Source organism: Acinetobacter sp. WCHAc010052 (genome assembly GCF_002165295.2).
GTDB lineage: Bacteria > Pseudomonadota > Gammaproteobacteria > Pseudomonadales > Moraxellaceae > Acinetobacter > Acinetobacter chinensis.
This window is the reverse complement of sequence record NZ_CP032143.1, coordinates 3,408,974-3,425,884: the sequence shown is the minus strand read 5'-3', so window position 1 is coordinate 3,425,884 and position 16,911 is coordinate 3,408,974. Positions and strand designations below refer to the sequence as shown.

At 42.6% G+C, this 16,911-nt stretch carries 21 protein-coding genes; 15 read left to right on the top strand and 6 right to left on the bottom strand.

What is annotated here, in order from left to right; translation table 11 throughout:
- The first annotated feature begins 1 nt into the window (after position 1).
- Positions 2 to 898 carry a hypothetical protein gene (locus tag CDG61_RS16750; protein WP_087551132.1) on the top strand — a complete coding sequence of 299 codons (897 nt, stop codon included), beginning with the start codon at positions 2 to 4 and terminating at the stop codon, positions 896 to 898.
- 74 nt (positions 899 to 972) lie between these two features.
- On the opposite strand, the gene CDG61_RS16745 is transcribed toward CDG61_RS16750, so the two are convergent.
- On the bottom strand, positions 973 to 1,893 hold the full coding sequence (locus tag CDG61_RS16745) for a Dyp-type peroxidase (RefSeq protein ID WP_087551133.1): 921 nt from the start codon (positions 1,891 to 1,893) through the stop codon (positions 973 to 975).
- A gap of 165 nt (positions 1,894 to 2,058) precedes the next feature.
- Between CDG61_RS16745 and CDG61_RS16740 the strand changes: the two genes are divergently transcribed.
- Together CDG61_RS16740 and CDG61_RS16735 are read left to right on the top strand one after the other, a co-directional pair.
- Positions 2,059 to 2,679, top strand: coding sequence for a LysE family transporter (locus CDG61_RS16740; RefSeq protein ID WP_087551134.1), 621 nt, complete (start codon positions 2,059 to 2,061; stop codon positions 2,677 to 2,679).
- Positions 2,680 to 2,734: 55 nt separating this feature from the next.
- Positions 2,735 to 3,637: a hypothetical protein gene (locus CDG61_RS16735; protein WP_087551135.1), complete on the top strand. Its 903-nt coding sequence runs from the start codon at positions 2,735 to 2,737 to the stop codon at positions 3,635 to 3,637.
- A gap of 46 nt (positions 3,638 to 3,683) precedes the next feature.
- On the opposite strand, the gene znuB is transcribed toward CDG61_RS16735, so the two are convergent.
- Genes znuB through CDG61_RS16720 form a run of 3 tightly spaced genes read right to left on the bottom strand, consistent with a single transcriptional unit; the run spans position 3,684 to position 5,743 of the window.
- Positions 3,684 to 4,478 carry a zinc ABC transporter permease subunit ZnuB gene (gene znuB, locus CDG61_RS16730; protein ID WP_087551136.1) on the bottom strand — a complete coding sequence of 265 codons (795 nt, stop codon included), beginning with the start codon at positions 4,476 to 4,478 and terminating at the stop codon, positions 3,684 to 3,686.
- A gap of 3 nt (positions 4,479 to 4,481) precedes the next feature.
- Positions 4,482 to 5,264 (bottom strand): zinc ABC transporter ATP-binding protein ZnuC, encoded by a 783-nt coding sequence (gene znuC / locus CDG61_RS16725; RefSeq protein ID WP_087514197.1) that lies wholly within the window; start codon positions 5,262 to 5,264, stop codon positions 4,482 to 4,484.
- Positions 5,246 to 5,743, bottom strand: coding sequence for a transcriptional repressor (locus tag CDG61_RS16720; protein WP_087514196.1), 498 nt, complete (start codon positions 5,741 to 5,743; stop codon positions 5,246 to 5,248). The genes znuC and CDG61_RS16720 overlap by 19 nt, the downstream gene beginning before the upstream one ends.
- Positions 5,744 to 5,884: 141 nt before the next feature.
- On the opposite strand from CDG61_RS16720, the gene CDG61_RS16715 reads away from it, so the two are divergent.
- The 11 genes from CDG61_RS16715 to CDG61_RS16665 all read left to right on the top strand — a co-directional run bounded on the left by CDG61_RS16715 (position 5,885) and on the right by CDG61_RS16665 (position 14,522).
- Entirely contained in the window at positions 5,885 to 6,724 is an 840-nt protein-coding gene (locus CDG61_RS16715; protein ID WP_087551137.1) for a metal ABC transporter solute-binding protein, Zn/Mn family, read from the top strand.
- 171 nt (positions 6,725 to 6,895) lie between these two features.
- Complete coding sequence (locus tag CDG61_RS16710; protein WP_087514194.1) at positions 6,896 to 7,288, top strand: ATP synthase subunit I; 393 nt, start codon at positions 6,896 to 6,898, stop codon at positions 7,286 to 7,288.
- 108 nt (positions 7,289 to 7,396) lie between these two features.
- Positions 7,397 to 8,272 (top strand): F0F1 ATP synthase subunit A, encoded by an 876-nt coding sequence (gene atpB, locus CDG61_RS16705; protein ID WP_087514193.1) that lies wholly within the window; start codon positions 7,397 to 7,399, stop codon positions 8,270 to 8,272.
- Positions 8,273 to 8,357: 85 nt separating this feature from the next.
- On the top strand, positions 8,358 to 8,603 hold the full coding sequence (gene atpE / locus CDG61_RS16700) for a F0F1 ATP synthase subunit C (protein ID WP_016654735.1): 246 nt from the start codon (positions 8,358 to 8,360) through the stop codon (positions 8,601 to 8,603).
- 38 nt (positions 8,604 to 8,641) lie between these two features.
- Positions 8,642 to 9,112 (top strand): F0F1 ATP synthase subunit B, encoded by a 471-nt coding sequence (locus CDG61_RS16695; RefSeq protein ID WP_086178663.1) that lies wholly within the window; start codon positions 8,642 to 8,644, stop codon positions 9,110 to 9,112.
- A gap of 12 nt (positions 9,113 to 9,124) precedes the next feature.
- Positions 9,125 to 9,661: a F0F1 ATP synthase subunit delta gene (locus CDG61_RS16690; RefSeq protein ID WP_087514192.1), complete on the top strand. Its 537-nt coding sequence runs from the start codon at positions 9,125 to 9,127 to the stop codon at positions 9,659 to 9,661.
- Between the two features lie 63 nt (positions 9,662 to 9,724).
- Positions 9,725 to 11,269 (top strand): F0F1 ATP synthase subunit alpha, encoded by a 1,545-nt coding sequence (atpA, locus tag CDG61_RS16685; protein WP_087514191.1) that lies wholly within the window; start codon positions 9,725 to 9,727, stop codon positions 11,267 to 11,269.
- Between the two features lie 89 nt (positions 11,270 to 11,358).
- A complete protein-coding gene (gene atpG, locus CDG61_RS16680) occupies positions 11,359 to 12,228 on the top strand; it encodes a F0F1 ATP synthase subunit gamma (RefSeq protein WP_087551138.1) in 870 nt (289 codons plus the stop codon).
- A gap of 26 nt (positions 12,229 to 12,254) precedes the next feature.
- Entirely contained in the window at positions 12,255 to 13,649 is a 1,395-nt protein-coding gene (gene atpD / locus CDG61_RS16675) for a F0F1 ATP synthase subunit beta (protein WP_004684425.1), read from the top strand.
- A gap of 27 nt (positions 13,650 to 13,676) precedes the next feature.
- Positions 13,677 to 14,096, top strand: a complete 420-nt coding sequence (locus tag CDG61_RS16670; RefSeq protein WP_087514189.1) for a F0F1 ATP synthase subunit epsilon — start codon at positions 13,677 to 13,679, stop codon at positions 14,094 to 14,096.
- Between the two features lie 132 nt (positions 14,097 to 14,228).
- A complete protein-coding gene (locus tag CDG61_RS16665; protein ID WP_087551139.1) occupies positions 14,229 to 14,522 on the top strand; it encodes a hypothetical protein in 294 nt (97 codons plus the stop codon).
- A 10-nt stretch (positions 14,523 to 14,532) separates the two neighbouring features.
- Here CDG61_RS16665 and CDG61_RS16660 read toward each other — a convergent pair whose 3' ends face one another.
- A complete protein-coding gene (locus CDG61_RS16660) occupies positions 14,533 to 15,168 on the bottom strand; it encodes a CatB-related O-acetyltransferase (RefSeq protein ID WP_228199593.1) in 636 nt (211 codons plus the stop codon).
- Between the two features lie 213 nt (positions 15,169 to 15,381).
- Here CDG61_RS16660 and CDG61_RS16655 point away from each other — a divergent pair, with 213 nt between their 5' ends.
- Positions 15,382 to 15,846, top strand: coding sequence for a hypothetical protein (locus tag CDG61_RS16655; RefSeq protein WP_087551141.1), 465 nt, complete (start codon positions 15,382 to 15,384; stop codon positions 15,844 to 15,846).
- Here CDG61_RS16655 and CDG61_RS16650 read toward each other — a convergent pair.
- Positions 15,843 to 16,844: a pirin family protein gene (locus CDG61_RS16650; RefSeq protein WP_087551155.1), complete on the bottom strand. Its 1,002-nt coding sequence runs from the start codon at positions 16,842 to 16,844 to the stop codon at positions 15,843 to 15,845. The genes CDG61_RS16655 and CDG61_RS16650 overlap by 4 nt on opposite strands.
- Positions 16,845 to 16,911 lie beyond the last annotated feature (67 nt).

Here is a 16,911-nt window from a genome sequence, read left to right as displayed (position 1 = left end):
AATGAAATTAAATCAGGCTCTATTAATATTAATATTAGGATTTTTATCTGCAAACAATACTTACTCAAAATGGGATAAGGATGGAGTGGTTGGATTTAATCAAGCCATTAGTAAAAAAGATGTATCAAACTGTAAGTTTGATAATGAATTGATAGATTTTTGTTCTCGTGAGAATCTATCATTTTATAGTAATCATATTAATGATAAAATAAATTTCTCAAACAATAAAATACTTTTAACTATTGATAAGAAAAGAAATAATGGTGGAGAGGATAGGGTTGTTAAATTAATTGTAGTTTTAGATCCAATTAAAAACATGGTTTTTCCTTTGTCGCAAATGGTTGGTAATTTTGTTGATGATAAATTAAGGGTGATAAATAAAGAGCCTGCAAAAATTGAATATTATAAAAACAGCAATAAGTTATGTCTGTTCGGTACGACTTACTCGTATAAAGATAATAATATTAATGTGGAAAATGAATGTTATAGATTTGAGAACGGAATTTTTTTTAAAATAGTTGAATCCGACGATAATAAAAAAGAAAAATTTACTAAATTGCCATATAGGTCAGATATACACTTCAAGTGTTTAAGGAATCAGAATGGTGAAAAATGTAATAATTTCAATTTAATACCTGGGGATAAGCTGCTTAAAAAATATAATTTTATAAATCCACAGGATGGAAGTGCTGTCGTGTTACATGGTGCTAATGGATTGATTTTAATTGTTTCACCATTTCAGGATGAAGATGGATCTTATGTAAGAGTAATGAAAGTTAAAGAGAATAGACTACTTACTGAAAAAATTATTTATGCAGGAAGAAATGTAGAAATAGATAAAGAATTTCATTTGATTTATTTTGAAGGCTCAAAAAGGATGGTGGTTAATTTAAATTAACATTTTTGAGATAAAGTTGTTAATTAAGAAGGATTAAATGAAAGAAGCAGCTCACAAGCTGCTTCGGGTCTTCCTCACCCTTCCAAAACATTTTCCAACAAATCTTCACTCGGTGCAAAAAAGTAAGCACCATCTACGGCAGTGACAAAATGGAGTAGGCGGTCATGAATACCATCACCACTGGTACCAAACATTCTGATCAGCATCTTATCAATACGGGTTAAATCTTTGGTATAAGCAATAAAGAACAGCCCCTGTTCACCTTTACCATCACCATAAGGTAAAGAATGACGCAAGATTTCAAGCTCTTCACCTTCATCATCTTCAATCACTGCACGGGCAATATGTGAATTTTCAGGCTTAACATCATCATCAAGTTCAATACTTTCGAGTTTTGTACGGCCAATGACATGTTCCTGAGCATCAACCTTTAATTTTTTCCATTTTTCCAGATCATGCACATAACGTTGTGCAAAAACAAAGGAGCCATCTGCAAAAATTCCGGCATCTTCACCTAAAAGAGCAGTCTCACCACGATCATCAGGAAACTGAGGATTCTCCGTTCCATCAATAAATCCTGTCAGATCCCGTCCATCCAGATAGCGGAAGCAGACACGTTCATCCAGCACGTCAACCTGATCCTGGATACCATCAAAAAAAGACTGGCTCATTGCAAAGCATAGATCAGAGCGGGTAGATGCAATATGAATCAGTACATCTGCTGGAACCACAGGCATTTCAAAGGAGCCATGAACGGGGCTGAGCTGTTTAAATCCTTCTGGTGACTGTTGGTGCAGTTTGCTCCAGAGTTCAGGACCGAACGCGATAGACGTTTTAATTTCAGCTTCGGGATGCTGAGTGATTAAACGGTCACGGGTGCTCAACAGTGCATTGAGCTGTTCTTTTAAACCATCAATTGACAGATTTTTTAAATTTAAAACAATAAAACGGGCATGATTTGAAGGTAACGGTAAAATTACGGTTTGAGCTGTCATTCATGGCTCCTGAATTCTTATATAAAGTGAGTGGCTGTCTGTATTGTGCCTTATGATCATCTGAGTGAACAGCCCAATGACGTTTTTCAGTGATCTAAGTTTTTACATCATAAACATGAAAAGTCATATAATAATATTTCAATCAGTGTCCTTTTTTCTATTTTTATGTCTTTTCAGATCTGGCTGGCATATATGCTGGCATGCTGGGTAATCAGTGTTTCACCAGGAGCAGGAGCTATTGCATCCATGTCCAGTGGACTGAACTATGGTTTTCGTCGCGGTTACTGGACGGTTATAGGATTACAGCTGGCTCTGCTGGTCCAGATCAGCATTGTTGCTGCGGGGGTCGGTGTACTCTTTGCGACTACGCCTTTGGCTTTTCAGGCGATCAAATGGTTTGGTGTATTTTATCTGCTGTACCTTGCCTGGATGCAATGGCGTGCGCCTGTTCAGAATATTCAGATTCAGCAGGAACAGAAGTCAAAATCCATTATCAGGCTGATAGGCAATGGTTTTATTGTCAATATGAGCAATCCGAAAGCAATTGTATTTTTACTTGCGGTTTTACCTCAGTTTCTTGATCTTTCCAGACCGCAATGGATTCAGTATGTGATCATGGCTGCCACAATGGTGACTATTGATCTGATTGTTATGGCAGGATATACAGGGCTTGCAGCAAAGGTACTGAGACTGCTGAAATCTCCAAAGCAGCAGAAGTATATGAACCGAACATTTGCAGTTCTGTTCAGTTGTGCTGCAGGTTTGTTGAGCTTAGTGCATCAATAATATTTTAAATTTGTTACTATAATCATAATTTTAAATTTATTTTTTTTTGTGTATTATGCGTGCATTTTTATTGATTTTGGGCTATTTGGTCGCTTTAGGAATGTATTTAACATTTATATTGCTTCCGTATTATATTGCTTATTCAATTATTGAACCTAGAAGTTTTTGGGGAATGGTAGGGGTTTTTATATTTGGCTCAGTGATTGTGCCATTATCAATTTGGGCTATTGGTTTAATAGTTGCTGCAATTGGGCTAAGTTTTGAAACTTTGGCTGAGAAAAAGGCTAAAAACACTACTTTAAAAATGAGAACAATAAATCAAACAACGGTAAATACCAAATCAAAAATGACTATGGTATTAGCTTTTTTGTTAACTATATCCATAGGTTTTATTATTTACTTACTAAACAATAGAAGTCCAAATTTTGAAACTCTCAATGCTGATACAACAACAGTTTCTCAAGCTGTGGAAGCAGCTGATGAGGTGACACAGACTTCTGAATTATCATATTCGGATGAATCAAATAATCTTGAGTTCAATCAAGGCTTATTGTATGAGAGTAATAGATTTGGAGAGGATGAAAATATTGAAACTCAAAATATAAGTTCAGAGATACCGAATCTGAAAACTTTAGGACCCTCTCACCTTAGTTTGAATCTTTGGTTTAAGGATAGTCAAGGTTTGAGTTTCTACATGGAATTTCAAAATGCGAAACGCCCTGAATTAGATTCAATAGGTTTTTGTCAAAATATTCAAAGTGAATTAATTGACACGGATAGATATTCTAATTTGATTCAGAAAAAGCTAAGAATTCGAGCACTATTTGAATGTGATAATGATAAGACTTTGGAAGTATCCACTTTTATTGAGGATGAGGAATCCCATCTAATTATTACAATGAGTTCTACTGGTAATCCTAATCGTGTGTTTTATAGTGGTGAAATGACGCAACCTTAAAAAAAGTAAAAAGGCTATGTAATTACATGGCCTTATAAAAATTACTTTATTTTTTCATTTTATGAGAAATAAACACAACAACAAACAAAATTGCCATGGTCAGGACAATGGTTAAACCTGTAGAAGTGTTCAGTCCGGCACTGGACCATAAACCAGCGGTAACCCCCAGTTGTGCAATGATGAATGCCCAGATCACCATTTGTCTTGGTGAGTGCGCCAGCAGTCTTGCCGTCAGCGCAGGAATCACCAGTAAAGCTCCCATAAGCAGTGAGCCGACTGCCCGTAAGGCAAGTACGGTAAACATCGCCAGTAAAAGCATGAAAATCAGTCTTTGCAACTTGGTATTGATACCTTCGCTGATGGCAATATCAGGATCAATGGCAATCTGAATCTGCGCTTTCCAGTGTCTGTAAAGGATCAGCAGTGCAACGGTGATCACTCCGGCAAACATCGGTAAATCCGACCAGGAAATAGTCAGCAGATCTCCAAACAGGTAGCTGAGCAGTTCTGGACGCAGACTCGGAATATGCTGAATAAACAGCAGTCCTGAGCAGAGCAGGGTGGCGGAACACAGAGCCAGCAAGGCATCATTTGGCAGTCGGGGGTCATGAAGAACCCACAGTACACCCACCAGCAGCAGTGCCAGCAGTGTTACACCGGTCCAGAGGGGCAGACTGAGTGCGCCCGCAATTGCAACGCCCAATAGTGTCCCATGTGCCATGGTGTCAGCAAAAAAAGACATGCGTCGCCACAGCATCAGGCAACCTAAAGGGGCAGTCAGGAAAACCAGCAGCGTTCCCATAATCCATGCAGGCAGTAACAGTTGTAACCATTCCATCATGGCTCAGGCTTCCGGTTCTGGGTGAATATGTGGACGGGTATCATGCTGGCAGGGGGTTGCGCTGTCACCATGCGCACAGTGATCATGATGGTGTTGATAAAACACCCGGTTTGTGCCAAATATTGCCTGATATTCTGGGTGCTGCTGAATATTTTCAGGTGAACCGCTGCAACAGATATGTTTATTCAGACAGACCACACGGTGAGTTCCCTGCATAACCCATTGCAGATCGTGAGACACCATCAGAATGGCACAGCCATATTTTTCAGGCAGACTGCGTACATAATCATACAGTTCAGCTTCAGACTGAATATCCAGTCCCTGCATAGGTTCATCCAGTACCAGAATGTCCGGATGTCGTAAAAGTGCACGTGCCAGCAGGACACGCTGACGTTCCCCACCGGACAACTGCTGAACTTTGGACTGCATTAATCTGGAAATACCGGTATCTCGGATAATTTCTTCTTTTATGGTTGCATCACAAGGTTCAAGTTCAAGCAGATCAGAGACTCTGAGTGGCAGGCTGTGAGAGGGATTGAACTTCTGCGGAACATAGGAATATTTCAGTTTCTGTGTGCTTTGAATCTGACCTGAAACAGGTTTGACAATACCAAGCAGCACTTTGATCAGTGTGGATTTGCCGGCACCATTGGGGCCGATCAGCGTCACAATTTCTTTTGGATACAGTGAAAAATCGACATTTTTCAGAATGTCCCGCTCATCAATTCTGACACTGATCTGAGACAGACTGATCAGAGGGGAGGGGCTTATTGCTTGCTGCGACACTGCTGACAGATTCCTGAAATTTCAATAATACTGTGATGGGCACTGAACTGATCTGATGTTGCAATTTCATCAATCTGTTGTAAAAGTCCCTGTGCAGATGCCTCCTTGACCCTACGGCATTCTGTACAGATCAGGAATGCAGCCTGATGTCCTTCACGGGGATGGCAGCAGGGAATATAGGCATTGATGGAAGTCAGTCGATGAATCAGACCCTTTTCAAGTAAAAAGTCCAGTGTTCGATAGACTGTAGGTGGCGCAGCTGGACGATCAGATTCACTTTTTATTTTCGCCAGCAGGTCATATGCGCCCATAGGACCTGATGCATTCAGGATAAGTTCCAGCACTTCTTTGCGCAAAGGTGTGAGGCGGGCACCGGTACTGGCACACAGAGCTTCTGCTTCAGTCAGGCGACTTTCAGTATTATGATGGTCATGTACGCCATGCAGTGCATTGTGATGTTCGTGCGAACAGGAACTCATAAACGACCTCTAAAACAGAATATTTGAATTTTATGCAGCCCATAATTTTAACACGAAGCCATCAGAGTTTCGATCAGGCATAGGTATTTTTAGCGATTTGTTATATTATAACACCTATTGTTTAATCAGTGATCTATTTTCATGTCTCGTTTTTTAGCATTGAGTATGCTTATGCTTTTCAGCATGGCTGCATCGGCACAAAGTCTGGTGGTATCCACGCATCCTGTATTTCTGATTGCACAGGAAGTGACAAAAGGTGTGGAAGAGCCGGTACTGTTACTGAAAGATCAGGCGGGACATGATGTCACACTGACACCTGCGCATCGTAAAGCCATCATGGATGCTTCACTGGTGATCTGGCTGGGAAAAGCGCATGAAGCGCCACTTGAAAAGGTGCTGGGTGATAACCAGAAAGCCGTTGCTTTGCTTGATTCGGGCATTATGACTGCTTTACCTCAGCGCAGTGCGCGTGGTACTGCACTGAAAAACACAGTGGATACCCATGTATGGCTTGATCCCAACAATGCTGTCCGGATTGCGTTCTTTATTGCAGCACTCAGATCACAGCAAATGCCTGAAAATAAAGAAAAATACTGGTCTAATGCAAGGGCGTTTTCAGGCAGTCTGCTTCAGGCTGCACAAAAACACAGCACAACTGCAACAGCGAAGCCTTACTGGTCATATCATGATGCGTATCAGTATCTGGAACGTGTGCTGAATCTGAAATTTGCAGGTGCGCTGACTGAAGATCCACATGTTGCACCTTCAATTGCTCAGATCAAGTATCTGAATGACAGCCGACCGATGCCACGTATGTGTCTGCTTGCCGAAGGGCATGCTGGTAAAAATCAGTATGGTAAGCTGGCACCGGTGGTTTTTCAGGTGGTGGATGAAAATATGAGCGGATCAACTGAATTCATTTCAGCATGGAAAACCCTGGCAGACCATGTGCAGGGGTGTGTACTGAATGCACGAAAATAATGCAAAAAATGAACAGAAACTGATTATATCAAAACCAGCCTGTACATCGAAAAAAACGCGACTAAGGTCGGGAAAAGATTGCATGTTCAGGGGGGTAACTCTATAATGCTCGCGATTAAAAACGATCACCAGCTAAACTTGTCAAGCATTAATGCTGTGAGTAGATAATAAATGAGCCGAGCCAGTCGCTTGATTGACCGACGATTAGCAAAAGCTTTGGTCTTCCTGCAAGCCTTAATGATTCCTGTTTCAGCCTTGATAGGATGGGTCCTGAAAGACTCGACTGCGGCTCTCAGTGCAGCACTCGGTGCATGTATATGTTGGCTTGCCAGTTGTTATTTTTCCTGGCAGTCATTTCGAGCAGCAGGCGCGCGAGCATCTAAACAGGTTCTTTCGAACATGTATCGAGGCATGATGGGTAAGTTTACGATCGTGATTGTTGGATTCATTTTAATTTTAAGCAATGTGAAACCGTTATCCCCGGTGGCATTGTTTTGTGGTTTTATACTTGTACAAGCAATGACGTGGATTGCGCCTTTCTGGGCAACCCGTTTACAAAAATGAGTATAAACACAGCAAAAATTGAAAAGGTTTTCAGGAGCAGGCGAGATATCAGGCAGCACGCGATATTCGTCTGATTCTATTAGTTTTTACATTGACCAGGTGTGATTTATGGCTGCTGAAGAACATGCCCTTACTTCGACCGAGTATATCAAGCATCACTTGACCAATATGACCTATGGCAAAATGCCAGACGGTACATGGAAATTGGCTGAAAGTGGTGCTGAAGCTCAACAGATGGGGTTCACTGCTATTCACTTGGATTCAATGGGTTGGTCTATCGGACTGGGTCTGATTTTCTGTTTGCTGTTCTGGTGTGTGGCGAAAGCTGCAAACTCTGGTGTTCCAACCAAGTTCCAGTCTGCAATCGAAATGATTATCGAGTTTGTGGACTCAAGTGTTCGTGATACTTTCCACGGGAAGTCTCGTTTGATTGCACCGTTGGCACTCACTATTTTTGTGTGGATTTTCCTCATGAACTTAATGGATTTAGTGCCAGTGGACTTCATTCCACATCTTGCAACTGTTATCGGTAGCAACGTGTTCGGTATGGATCCGCACAGTGTGTATTTCAAAATTGTACCTACTACAGATCCTAACGTTACCCTTGGTATGTCTTTATCTGTATTTGCTCTTATCATTTTCTACAGTATCCGTGAAAAAGGTGTGAGTGGTTTTGTAGGTGAACTAGCACTGAACCCATTTAACCCAAGTAATCCAATTGCTAAAGCGCTTTTAATTCCATTTAACTTACTTTTGGAATTGGTAACTTTCCTTGCACGTCCAATCTCTTTGGCTCTACGATTATTTGGTAACATGTATGCGGGTGAATTAATCTTCATTCTTATTGCATTATTACCGTTCTGGATCCAGTGGGCATTGTCTGTGCCATGGGCGATTTTCCATATTTTGATTATCACCCTGCAAGCATTTATTTTTATGATGCTGACCATCGTTTATCTAAGCATGGCAAGCGAAAAGCATTAATGGTATTGCCTGACTGTCAACGGATGGTTGGGTATAATTTTTTTTAATTTAATTTGGTATAAAACCTAACCTCTGAGGAATTATCATGGAACTAGGTCTTGGTCTTGTTGCGATTGCAGCTGCTATTTTGATCGCTTTTGGTGCTTTAGGTACTGCGATTGGTTTTGGTCTTTTAGGCGGTCGCTTCCTTGAAGCTGTTGCTCGTCAACCAGAATTGGCTCCACAACTTCAAACTCGTATGTTCTTAATCGCGGGTCTTCTTGATGCTGTGCCTATGATCGGTGTTGGTATTGGCTTGTTCTTCATCTTCGCTAATCCATTTGTAGGTTAATCAGCTTAATTCCTAAATTAAACTATTGAGGAATAGCAATGAATATCAACCTCACATTGATTGGCCAAGCGATTGCATTTGCGATTTTCGTCGCATTCTGTATGAAGTTTGTATGGCCACCACTAATCAATGCGATTAGTGAGCGTCAGCGTAAAATCGCTGATGGCTTAAATGCAGCCGAGAAAGCGAAAGCTGACCTTGCCGATGCGCAAGCTCAGGTTAAAGCTGAACTGGATGCAGCTAAAGCGCAAGCGGCTCAATTGATTGAACAAGCGAACCGCCGCGGTGCACAACTGGTAGAAGAAGCGCGTACTCAGGCATCTGCTGAAGGTGAGCGTATCCGTCAACAGGCTAAAGAAGCTGTTGATACTGAAATCAATGCTGCCCGTGAAGAATTACGTCAACAGGTTGCTGCTCTTGCAGTGACTGGTGCTGAGAAAATTCTCAGCCAGCAAGTTGATGCAGAAGCTCACAATGCCATGCTGACTCAGCTGGCTGCTAAACTTTAAGAGGGGCGGATTATGGCTGAACTCTTGACGTTGGCACGCCCATACGCTAAAGCAGCATTTGCTTACGCTTCTGAGCAAAGTGCAACTGACTCATGGTCAAAAGCACTTGAACTGCTCAGTGCTGCGGTGCAAGACGATGCATTTTCAGCTTTCTTAAATCGCCCTGAGCTTACTCCTGCTGAGCAGGTAAGTCTTTTTGCAAAAGTATTAGGCGAAGACCAAACTGCAGCTGTGTCAAACTTTTTGACATTGCTTGCTGAAAACAACCGTTTGGCGCTTCTTCCTGAAATTTCTGCTGAATACGAACAGCTCAAATCACAGAATAACAATACTGTGGATGTCGTGATTGAATCGGCATTCCCATTGACTTCTGTACAGGAACAACTGCTTACACATGCTTTAGAGAAAAAATTTGAAGCTGCTGTAAACGTTTCTGTTGAAGTTAAACCAGCGCTTATTGCTGGTGTGGTTATTCGTGCAGGCGACCAAGTGATAGATGATTCTGCGCTTAACAAGCTGGAAAAAATGCGGACTCGTCTTCTTGCGTAATTTTTGAATAAAAATTACTGCATAGAAGAAGACTGAACTTATAAAAGATTGAGGTATAGCGCAATGCAACAACTGAATCCATCCGAGATCAGTGCGCTCATTAAACAGCGTATCGGCGATCTGGACACCAGCGCGACCGCTAAGAACGAAGGGACCATTGTTATGGTTTCCGACGGTATTGTGCGTATTCACGGCCTTGCTGATGCAATGTACGGTGAAATGATCGAATTCGACGGCGGCTTATACGGTATGGCACTGAACCTAGAACAGGATTCAGTGGGCGTCGTTGTTTTAGGTAACTACTTAAGCCTTCAGGAAGGCCAGAAAGCTCGTTGCACAGGTCGTGTATTGGAAGTTCCGGTTGGTCCAGAACTTTTAGGCCGTGTAGTAGATGCTTTGGGTAACCCGATTGATGGTAAAGGCCCAATTGATGCTAAATTAACTGATGCTGTTGAAAAAGTAGCACCAGGCGTAATCTGGCGTCAATCAGTGGATCAACCTGTACAGACTGGTTATAAATCAGTAGATACAATGATCCCTGTAGGCCGTGGTCAGCGTGAGCTGATCATTGGTGACCGTCAGACTGGTAAAACAGCAATGGCGATCGATGCGATCATCGCTCAGAAAAACTCTGGCATTAAATGTGTATACGTAGCTATTGGTCAGAAACAGTCGACTATCGCTAACGTTGTGCGCAAGCTGGAAGAAACTGGCGCTATGGCGTATACAACTGTTGTAGCAGCAGCTGCAGCCGATCCAGCAGCAATGCTGTACCTGGCTCCATACTCTGGCTGTACAATGGGTGAATACTTCCGTGACCGCGGTGAAGACGCTCTGATCATTTATGATGATCTGTCTAAGCAAGCAGTTGCTTACCGTCAGATTTCATTACTGTTACGTCGTCCACCAGGTCGTGAAGCGTATCCAGGTGATGTATTCTATCTTCACTCCCGTCTTCTTGAACGTGCTTCGCGCGTTTCTGCTGACTATGTTGAGAAATTCACGAATGGTGAAGTTAAAGGCCAGACTGGTTCATTAACTGCATTACCAATCATTGAAACTCAAGCGGGTGACGTATCTGCATTCGTACCAACGAACGTAATTTCGATTACTGATGGTCAGATCTTCCTTGAAACATCATTATTCAACGCAGGTATCCGTCCTGCTGTGAACGCGGGTATTTCTGTATCACGTGTTGGTGGTTCTGCTCAGACTAAGGTCATCAAAAAATTGTCTGGTGGTATCCGTACCGCTTTGGCTCAATACCGTGAACTTGCAGCGTTTGCTCAGTTTGCTTCTGACCTTGATGAAGCAACCCGTAAGCAACTTGAACACGGTCAGCGCGTAACTGAATTAATGAAGCAGAAACAGTATGCTCCATATTCAATCGCTGATCAGGCTGTTTCAATTTATGCATCTAACGAAGGCTACATGGCTGACGTTGAAGTGAAGAAAATCGTTGCATTTGATGCTGCGCTGGTTTCTTACTTCCGTTCAGAACAAGCTGCGTTAATGCAAAAAATTGACGAGACTGGTGCTTGGGATAAAGATATCGAAGCAGCATTCAAAGCTGGTATTGAAAGCTTTAAAGCGACTCAAACTTACTAAGTTTCAACCTGTTGAAGCATAGTTAAGGTTTGGTTCACGGAATCAACCTTCGAAAGCTCGAAAGGGCTTTCGAATACTAGGTTAAGCGTATGGCAAATTTAAAAGAAATTCGCGCCAAAGTAGCCAGTATCAAGAGCACGCAGAAAATTACTCGCGCGATGCAAATGGTAGCGGCTTCTAAGATGCGTCGTGCGCAAGAGCGCATGGCTCAGGGCCGTCCGTATGCCGAAAATATGCACCGTGTAATTGCTCATCTGGTCCAGGCGAATCCTGAATATAAACACCGTTATATGGTTGAACGCCCTGTGAAGCGCGTTGGCTATATCATTGTTTCTTCAGATCGCGGCCTTGCTGGTGGTTTGAACATTAACCTGTTCAAAAAAGTGGTCAAACACGTACAACAGCAACAAGAGCAGTCAATTGAAGTTCAGTTTGCTTTGATTGGTCAAAAAGCGGTTTCGTTTTTTAAAAACTACGGCGGTAAAGTACTTGGTGCAACGACAAACGTCGGTGATACACCAAGTCTTGAACAGTTATCTGGTTCTGTACAGGTGATGTTGGACGCGTTTGATAAAGGCGAGTTAGATCGTATTTATTTAGTGTCAAACGGCTTTGTCAATGCCATGACTCAAGATCAGAAGATTGAACAGCTTGTTCCTTTAGCAGCTGCTGAAGATGACAAGACTCTTAACCGTCAGTACGGTTGGGACTATATCTATGAGCCTGAAGCTGAAGAGCTTTTAAATGGCTTACTGGTTCGTTATATCGAGTCTGTGGTATATCAAGGTGTGATCGAAAACATCGCGTGTGAGCAGTCAGCTCGTATGGTTGCAATGAAAGCTGCAACTGACAACGCTGGTGATTTGATCAAGAGCCTGCAACTTATTTATAACAAGCTGCATCAAGCCGCGATTACTCAGGAAATTTCTGAGATCGTTGGTGGTGCCGCTGCCGTTTAACATTATTTTGAATTGAGGAGACAGCAATGAGTAGCGGTCGTATCATTCAGATCATCGGCGCGGTTATCGACGTCGAGTTTGAACGTAACAGCGTTCCTAAGATCTATGACGCTCTCCACGTTGATGGCACTGAAACTACACTTGAAGTTCAGCAACAACTTGGTGATGGCGTAGTTCGTACTATTGCAATGGGTTCTACTGAAGGCCTTAAGCGTGGTCTGAACGTAACTAACACTAACGCGCCTATCTCTGTACCAGTTGGTACAGCGACTCTTGGTCGTATTATGGACGTTCTTGGTCGCCCAATCGACGAAGCTGGTCCAGTTGCAACTGAAGCGCGTTTACCGATTCACCGTCAGGCGCCTTCTTATGCTGAACAGGCTGCTTCTACTGATCTTTTAGAAACTGGTATTAAAGTCATCGACTTACTTTGCCCGTTTGCTAAAGGTGGTAAAGTTGGTTTATTCGGTGGTGCGGGTGTTGGTAAAACCGTAAACATGATGGAACTGATCAACAACATCGCGAAAGCTCACTCAGGTTTATCTGTGTTTGCTGGTGTTGGTGAGCGTACTCGTGAAGGTAACGACTTCTATCACGAGATGAAAGATTCCAACGTTCTTGACAAAGTAGCAATGGTCTACGGTCAGATGAATGAGCCACCAGGTAACCGTTTACGCGTAGCGTTGACTGGTCTGACTATGGCTGAATATTTCCGTGACGAGAAAGACGAAAACGGTAAAGGCCGTGACGTTCTATTGTTCGTAGATAACATCTACCGTTATACACTTGCAGGTACTGAAGTATCAGCACTGTTAGGTCGTATGCCATCTGCTGTAGGTTATCAGCCTACACTTGCAGAAGAGATGGGTGTTCTTCAGGAACGTATTACATCGACTAAGTCTGGTTCTATTACGTCAATCCAAGCGGTATACGTACCTGCCGATGACTTAACAGATCCATCGCCTGCAACTACGTTCGCTCACCTGGACGCAACTGTTGTATTGAGCCGTGACATCGCATCTTCTGGTATTTATCCAGCGATCGATCCACTTGACTCAACTTCACGTCAGTTGGATCCACTTGTAGTGGGTGCTGAGCATTACGAAATCGCTCGTTCAGTTCAAAACGTTCTTCAGCGTTATAAAGAACTGAAAGACATTATCGCAATTCTTGGTATGGACGAACTGGCAGAAGAAGACAAACTTACTGTATACCGTGCACGTAAGATCCAGCGTTTCTTCTCTCAACCGTTCCACGTAGCTGAAGTGTTTACTGGTGCTCCTGGTAAACTTGTACCGCTTAAAGAAACGATTCGTGGCTTTAAAGGTCTTCTAGCTGGTGAATACGACCACATTCCAGAACAGGCGTTCTATATGGTTGGTGGTATTGACGAAGTGATCGCTAAAGCCGAGAAGCTTTAATTAGCAACTCTCATTTAGGAGATTCACATGTCGACTATGCAATGTGACGTTGTAAGTGTTAAAGAGTCTTTGTACTCAGGCACTGTAACAATGCTTATCGCAAAAGGTGCTGGCGGTGAATTGGGTATCATGCCTGGTCACGCTCCGTTAGTCACTTTACTTAAGCCGGGCGCAATCCGCGTTCAGCTTGAGAACGGTACAGAAGAGTTAATCTATGTATCAGGTGGTGTACTTGAAGTTCAGCCGCATGTTGTAACTGTTCTTGCAGATACAGCTGTACGTGCGGAAAGCCTTGATGAGGCGGCAATTATTGAAGCACGTAAAAATGCTGAAACTTTGCTTGCAAATCAGAAGAGCGATCTGGACGCTGCTGCTGCTTTGGCTGCTCTTGCAGAAACTGCTGCTCAGCTGGAAACCATCCGCAAAATCAAAAACCGCGCTCAGTAAGACGCAGTTGGAGATTGAAGAACCACCCGAAAGGGTGGTTTTTTTATGGGTAAATAAAATAAGCTAAAGTCTATTTTACCTGGATCTGTTTTCAGCATAATCTTGAAAATATCAATGAATTTTTGACATGTTATGAATCTGATCGAACAACAGCCTCATTTCTGGGAGCTTTATCAGAACCACAATCAATATTATCTCAGCATCGCTGTAGATATGAGTTCCGTGGTGTCCTGCTGGGATATAAGGCTGGCGGATGATGTTGCTGAACATTATAAAAATAAGGGACGGATTGCGATTGAGGAACTTGCAGACCGTATCGTCAAAGAATCTTATTGCGGAGATTTCAGTCTGCTGGAACAGCTTTCAGCATCACCTGAGGACAAACAGGCAATGCAGCAGGCATTTATGCTGTGGAAGAAAGGATGACAGTGGACTGTTATTTTTCGACCGATCTGAAATCATTCACGGTGAGTGGTTCAGGTTTGAAAGGTTGTAGGCTTGCTTTAATCTGAGCAAACTGTTCAAGAAATTCGTCAATATTTTCAATATCCAGTTTCTGGATGTCTGGAAATTCGTAATTCCACCATTCTGATTCCAGCAGTTTCTGTATCTGTTCTTCACTGAACCGGTATTTGATCACTTTGGCAGGATTTCCTCCAACAACGGCATAAGCAGGGACATCTTTGGTCACGACCGCATTGGCAGCAATCACTGCCCCATTGCCAATAATCAGATCATTTTTTAAAACCGCATTTGCCCCAATCCATACATCATGCCCAATGATCAGACCATGGTCTCTCATTGCACTGGGTCGGCGTCGTACATTCATGGCTGTAATATCTGAATTGTGATCCTGCAGAAATTTGCTGAAAATATGGAATCTAGGGTCATAGGTGGAACTGCTGGTGGTTAACCATTCCAGCGGATGTCTTACCCCCAGGACAGAAATACCTTTGGCAATGGAACAATAGCGTCCCATTTTGGTATTGGCAGGCAGAATACTGTAGGAATATGAAAAACTGCCAATACTCCAGAGAATATTGCCTCTTAAAATGGCAGAATAAGGCTCCATTTTTAAATCTGGGAAAAAAATAAAAGCATCCTGATCCTGATGTCGTGCTTCTCCGTTTCTTGAAAAAAATATCCGTTTTTCCTCTAAAATATCTTTTATATTCTGATAAAGCATGGTCTTTTACTCTAAGTTATTATCGCTTTTATATGTAGTCTGAAGCATATTCAAATGATGAACTGACTTTAATATAATCAGAAGTTCTGGAAAAACTCTATGAAGAATAATAAAAAACTACATATTGCTGTGTTTTGCTTTTTATTTTCAGCTTGTCAGTCTCAGTTTGTCACAACACCAAACTCACCGACAGAAGCCAGTCTTGTTGCTGATGCCGTGGACAATGGTTTAAGTGCCGAACTGGACATTCCCTATGTGCAGGCATATATGAATCTGAAACAGGCCTATCAGCACTGTATTGCATTTTCAGCAGAAAAAGATTTTGTATTTACAGATAACCGCCTGGAACAGCATCTGGAGATGGGAACACTGTTTGCACGAACTGAAGGGGGAGCATATCTGCAAAAAACCACAGTAGAAGCGCTTGCACCTGAAAAAACACGGATTACGCTGTTTCTGCCTGCAAAGTTCAGATTTGCTCAGCAAAGATTTAAACAGGATTTAAGGTGGGCGCAAGGGAAGGATGCACTGTGCAATCACTCCCCGTATCATCTGAAAAGTTAAAGTTCAGATTCTGGAAATTCTTTACGCTGACCTCCCTCATAACTGGCAAAGCGGGGTTGTTCACGCTTAAATACAGGAGCTGGACTGTCCCATGGCCATTCACCGAAATGGGTTGCTCTGTAACGACGAAAAGCATCATCCAGTTCCTGGGCACTGTTCAGTACAAAAGGTCCCCGCATGGCAACAGGTTCACCAATCGGTTCACCTTCCAACCATAATATACGGGCTTCAAGCCCGCCTGCTTTTAAATGAATTTCTGCATCGGGTTTCAGTTCTGCCAGGTATTTATGCTGAACCGTCTGGTCTTCAATCTTAAGTGTGTTGCCTTGGTAAAAATAGGCAAAACGGCTGGAGGTGGGTGAGGTGGCCGGAATGGTCAGTTCTGCATAGGGTTCCAGGGTCAGCAGATAAATATTGACTTTGTTGCGACTGTCCGCAGCCCATGAATGAGGCGGTCGGCTGATGGCTTCAGTCTCTTTATAGTGCCCAGAGATGACACGGATATCCGATTTTCTGGACTCCTGATCCGTCTCAAATACATGTGGAATCTGTTCACGCCACATCATTTTATAGGCGGCATCCTGTTTCTTCTGTTCTGCCGATGAGTTGAACCAGATCTGAAAGAGTTCAAAAGGATTGCTTTTATCCTGATGAATCAGGGGAAACATTTCACAGTGTTCAACACCATTTCCTGTGCTGAGCCACTGTACGTCGCCTGCAGCATAACGTCCGCCATTTCCAAGTGAATCAAAATGATCAACAAAGCCCTGTTCCACCAGGGTAATGGTTTCAAAACCGGTATGTGGATGTTCGGGGAAACCTGGGACAGTTTCTCCGTAGTACATGTTGTATTCATGATTCTGAGCAGGGGAGACAGGACCCAGCTGCGCATTTCCAGCAGGGAAATGATCAATGTGATGTGCAGTGAAAAGAAAGGGATCTTTAAGATCGAGTCTGAATTCAATCGGTGTCAGTTCATAAATTATATTATTGTTCATATTTTTACGTCTCATCTGCTTTTTTCTGTCGCAGTCACGGACAGCTTCTGTTTTTAATGTAAGCCAG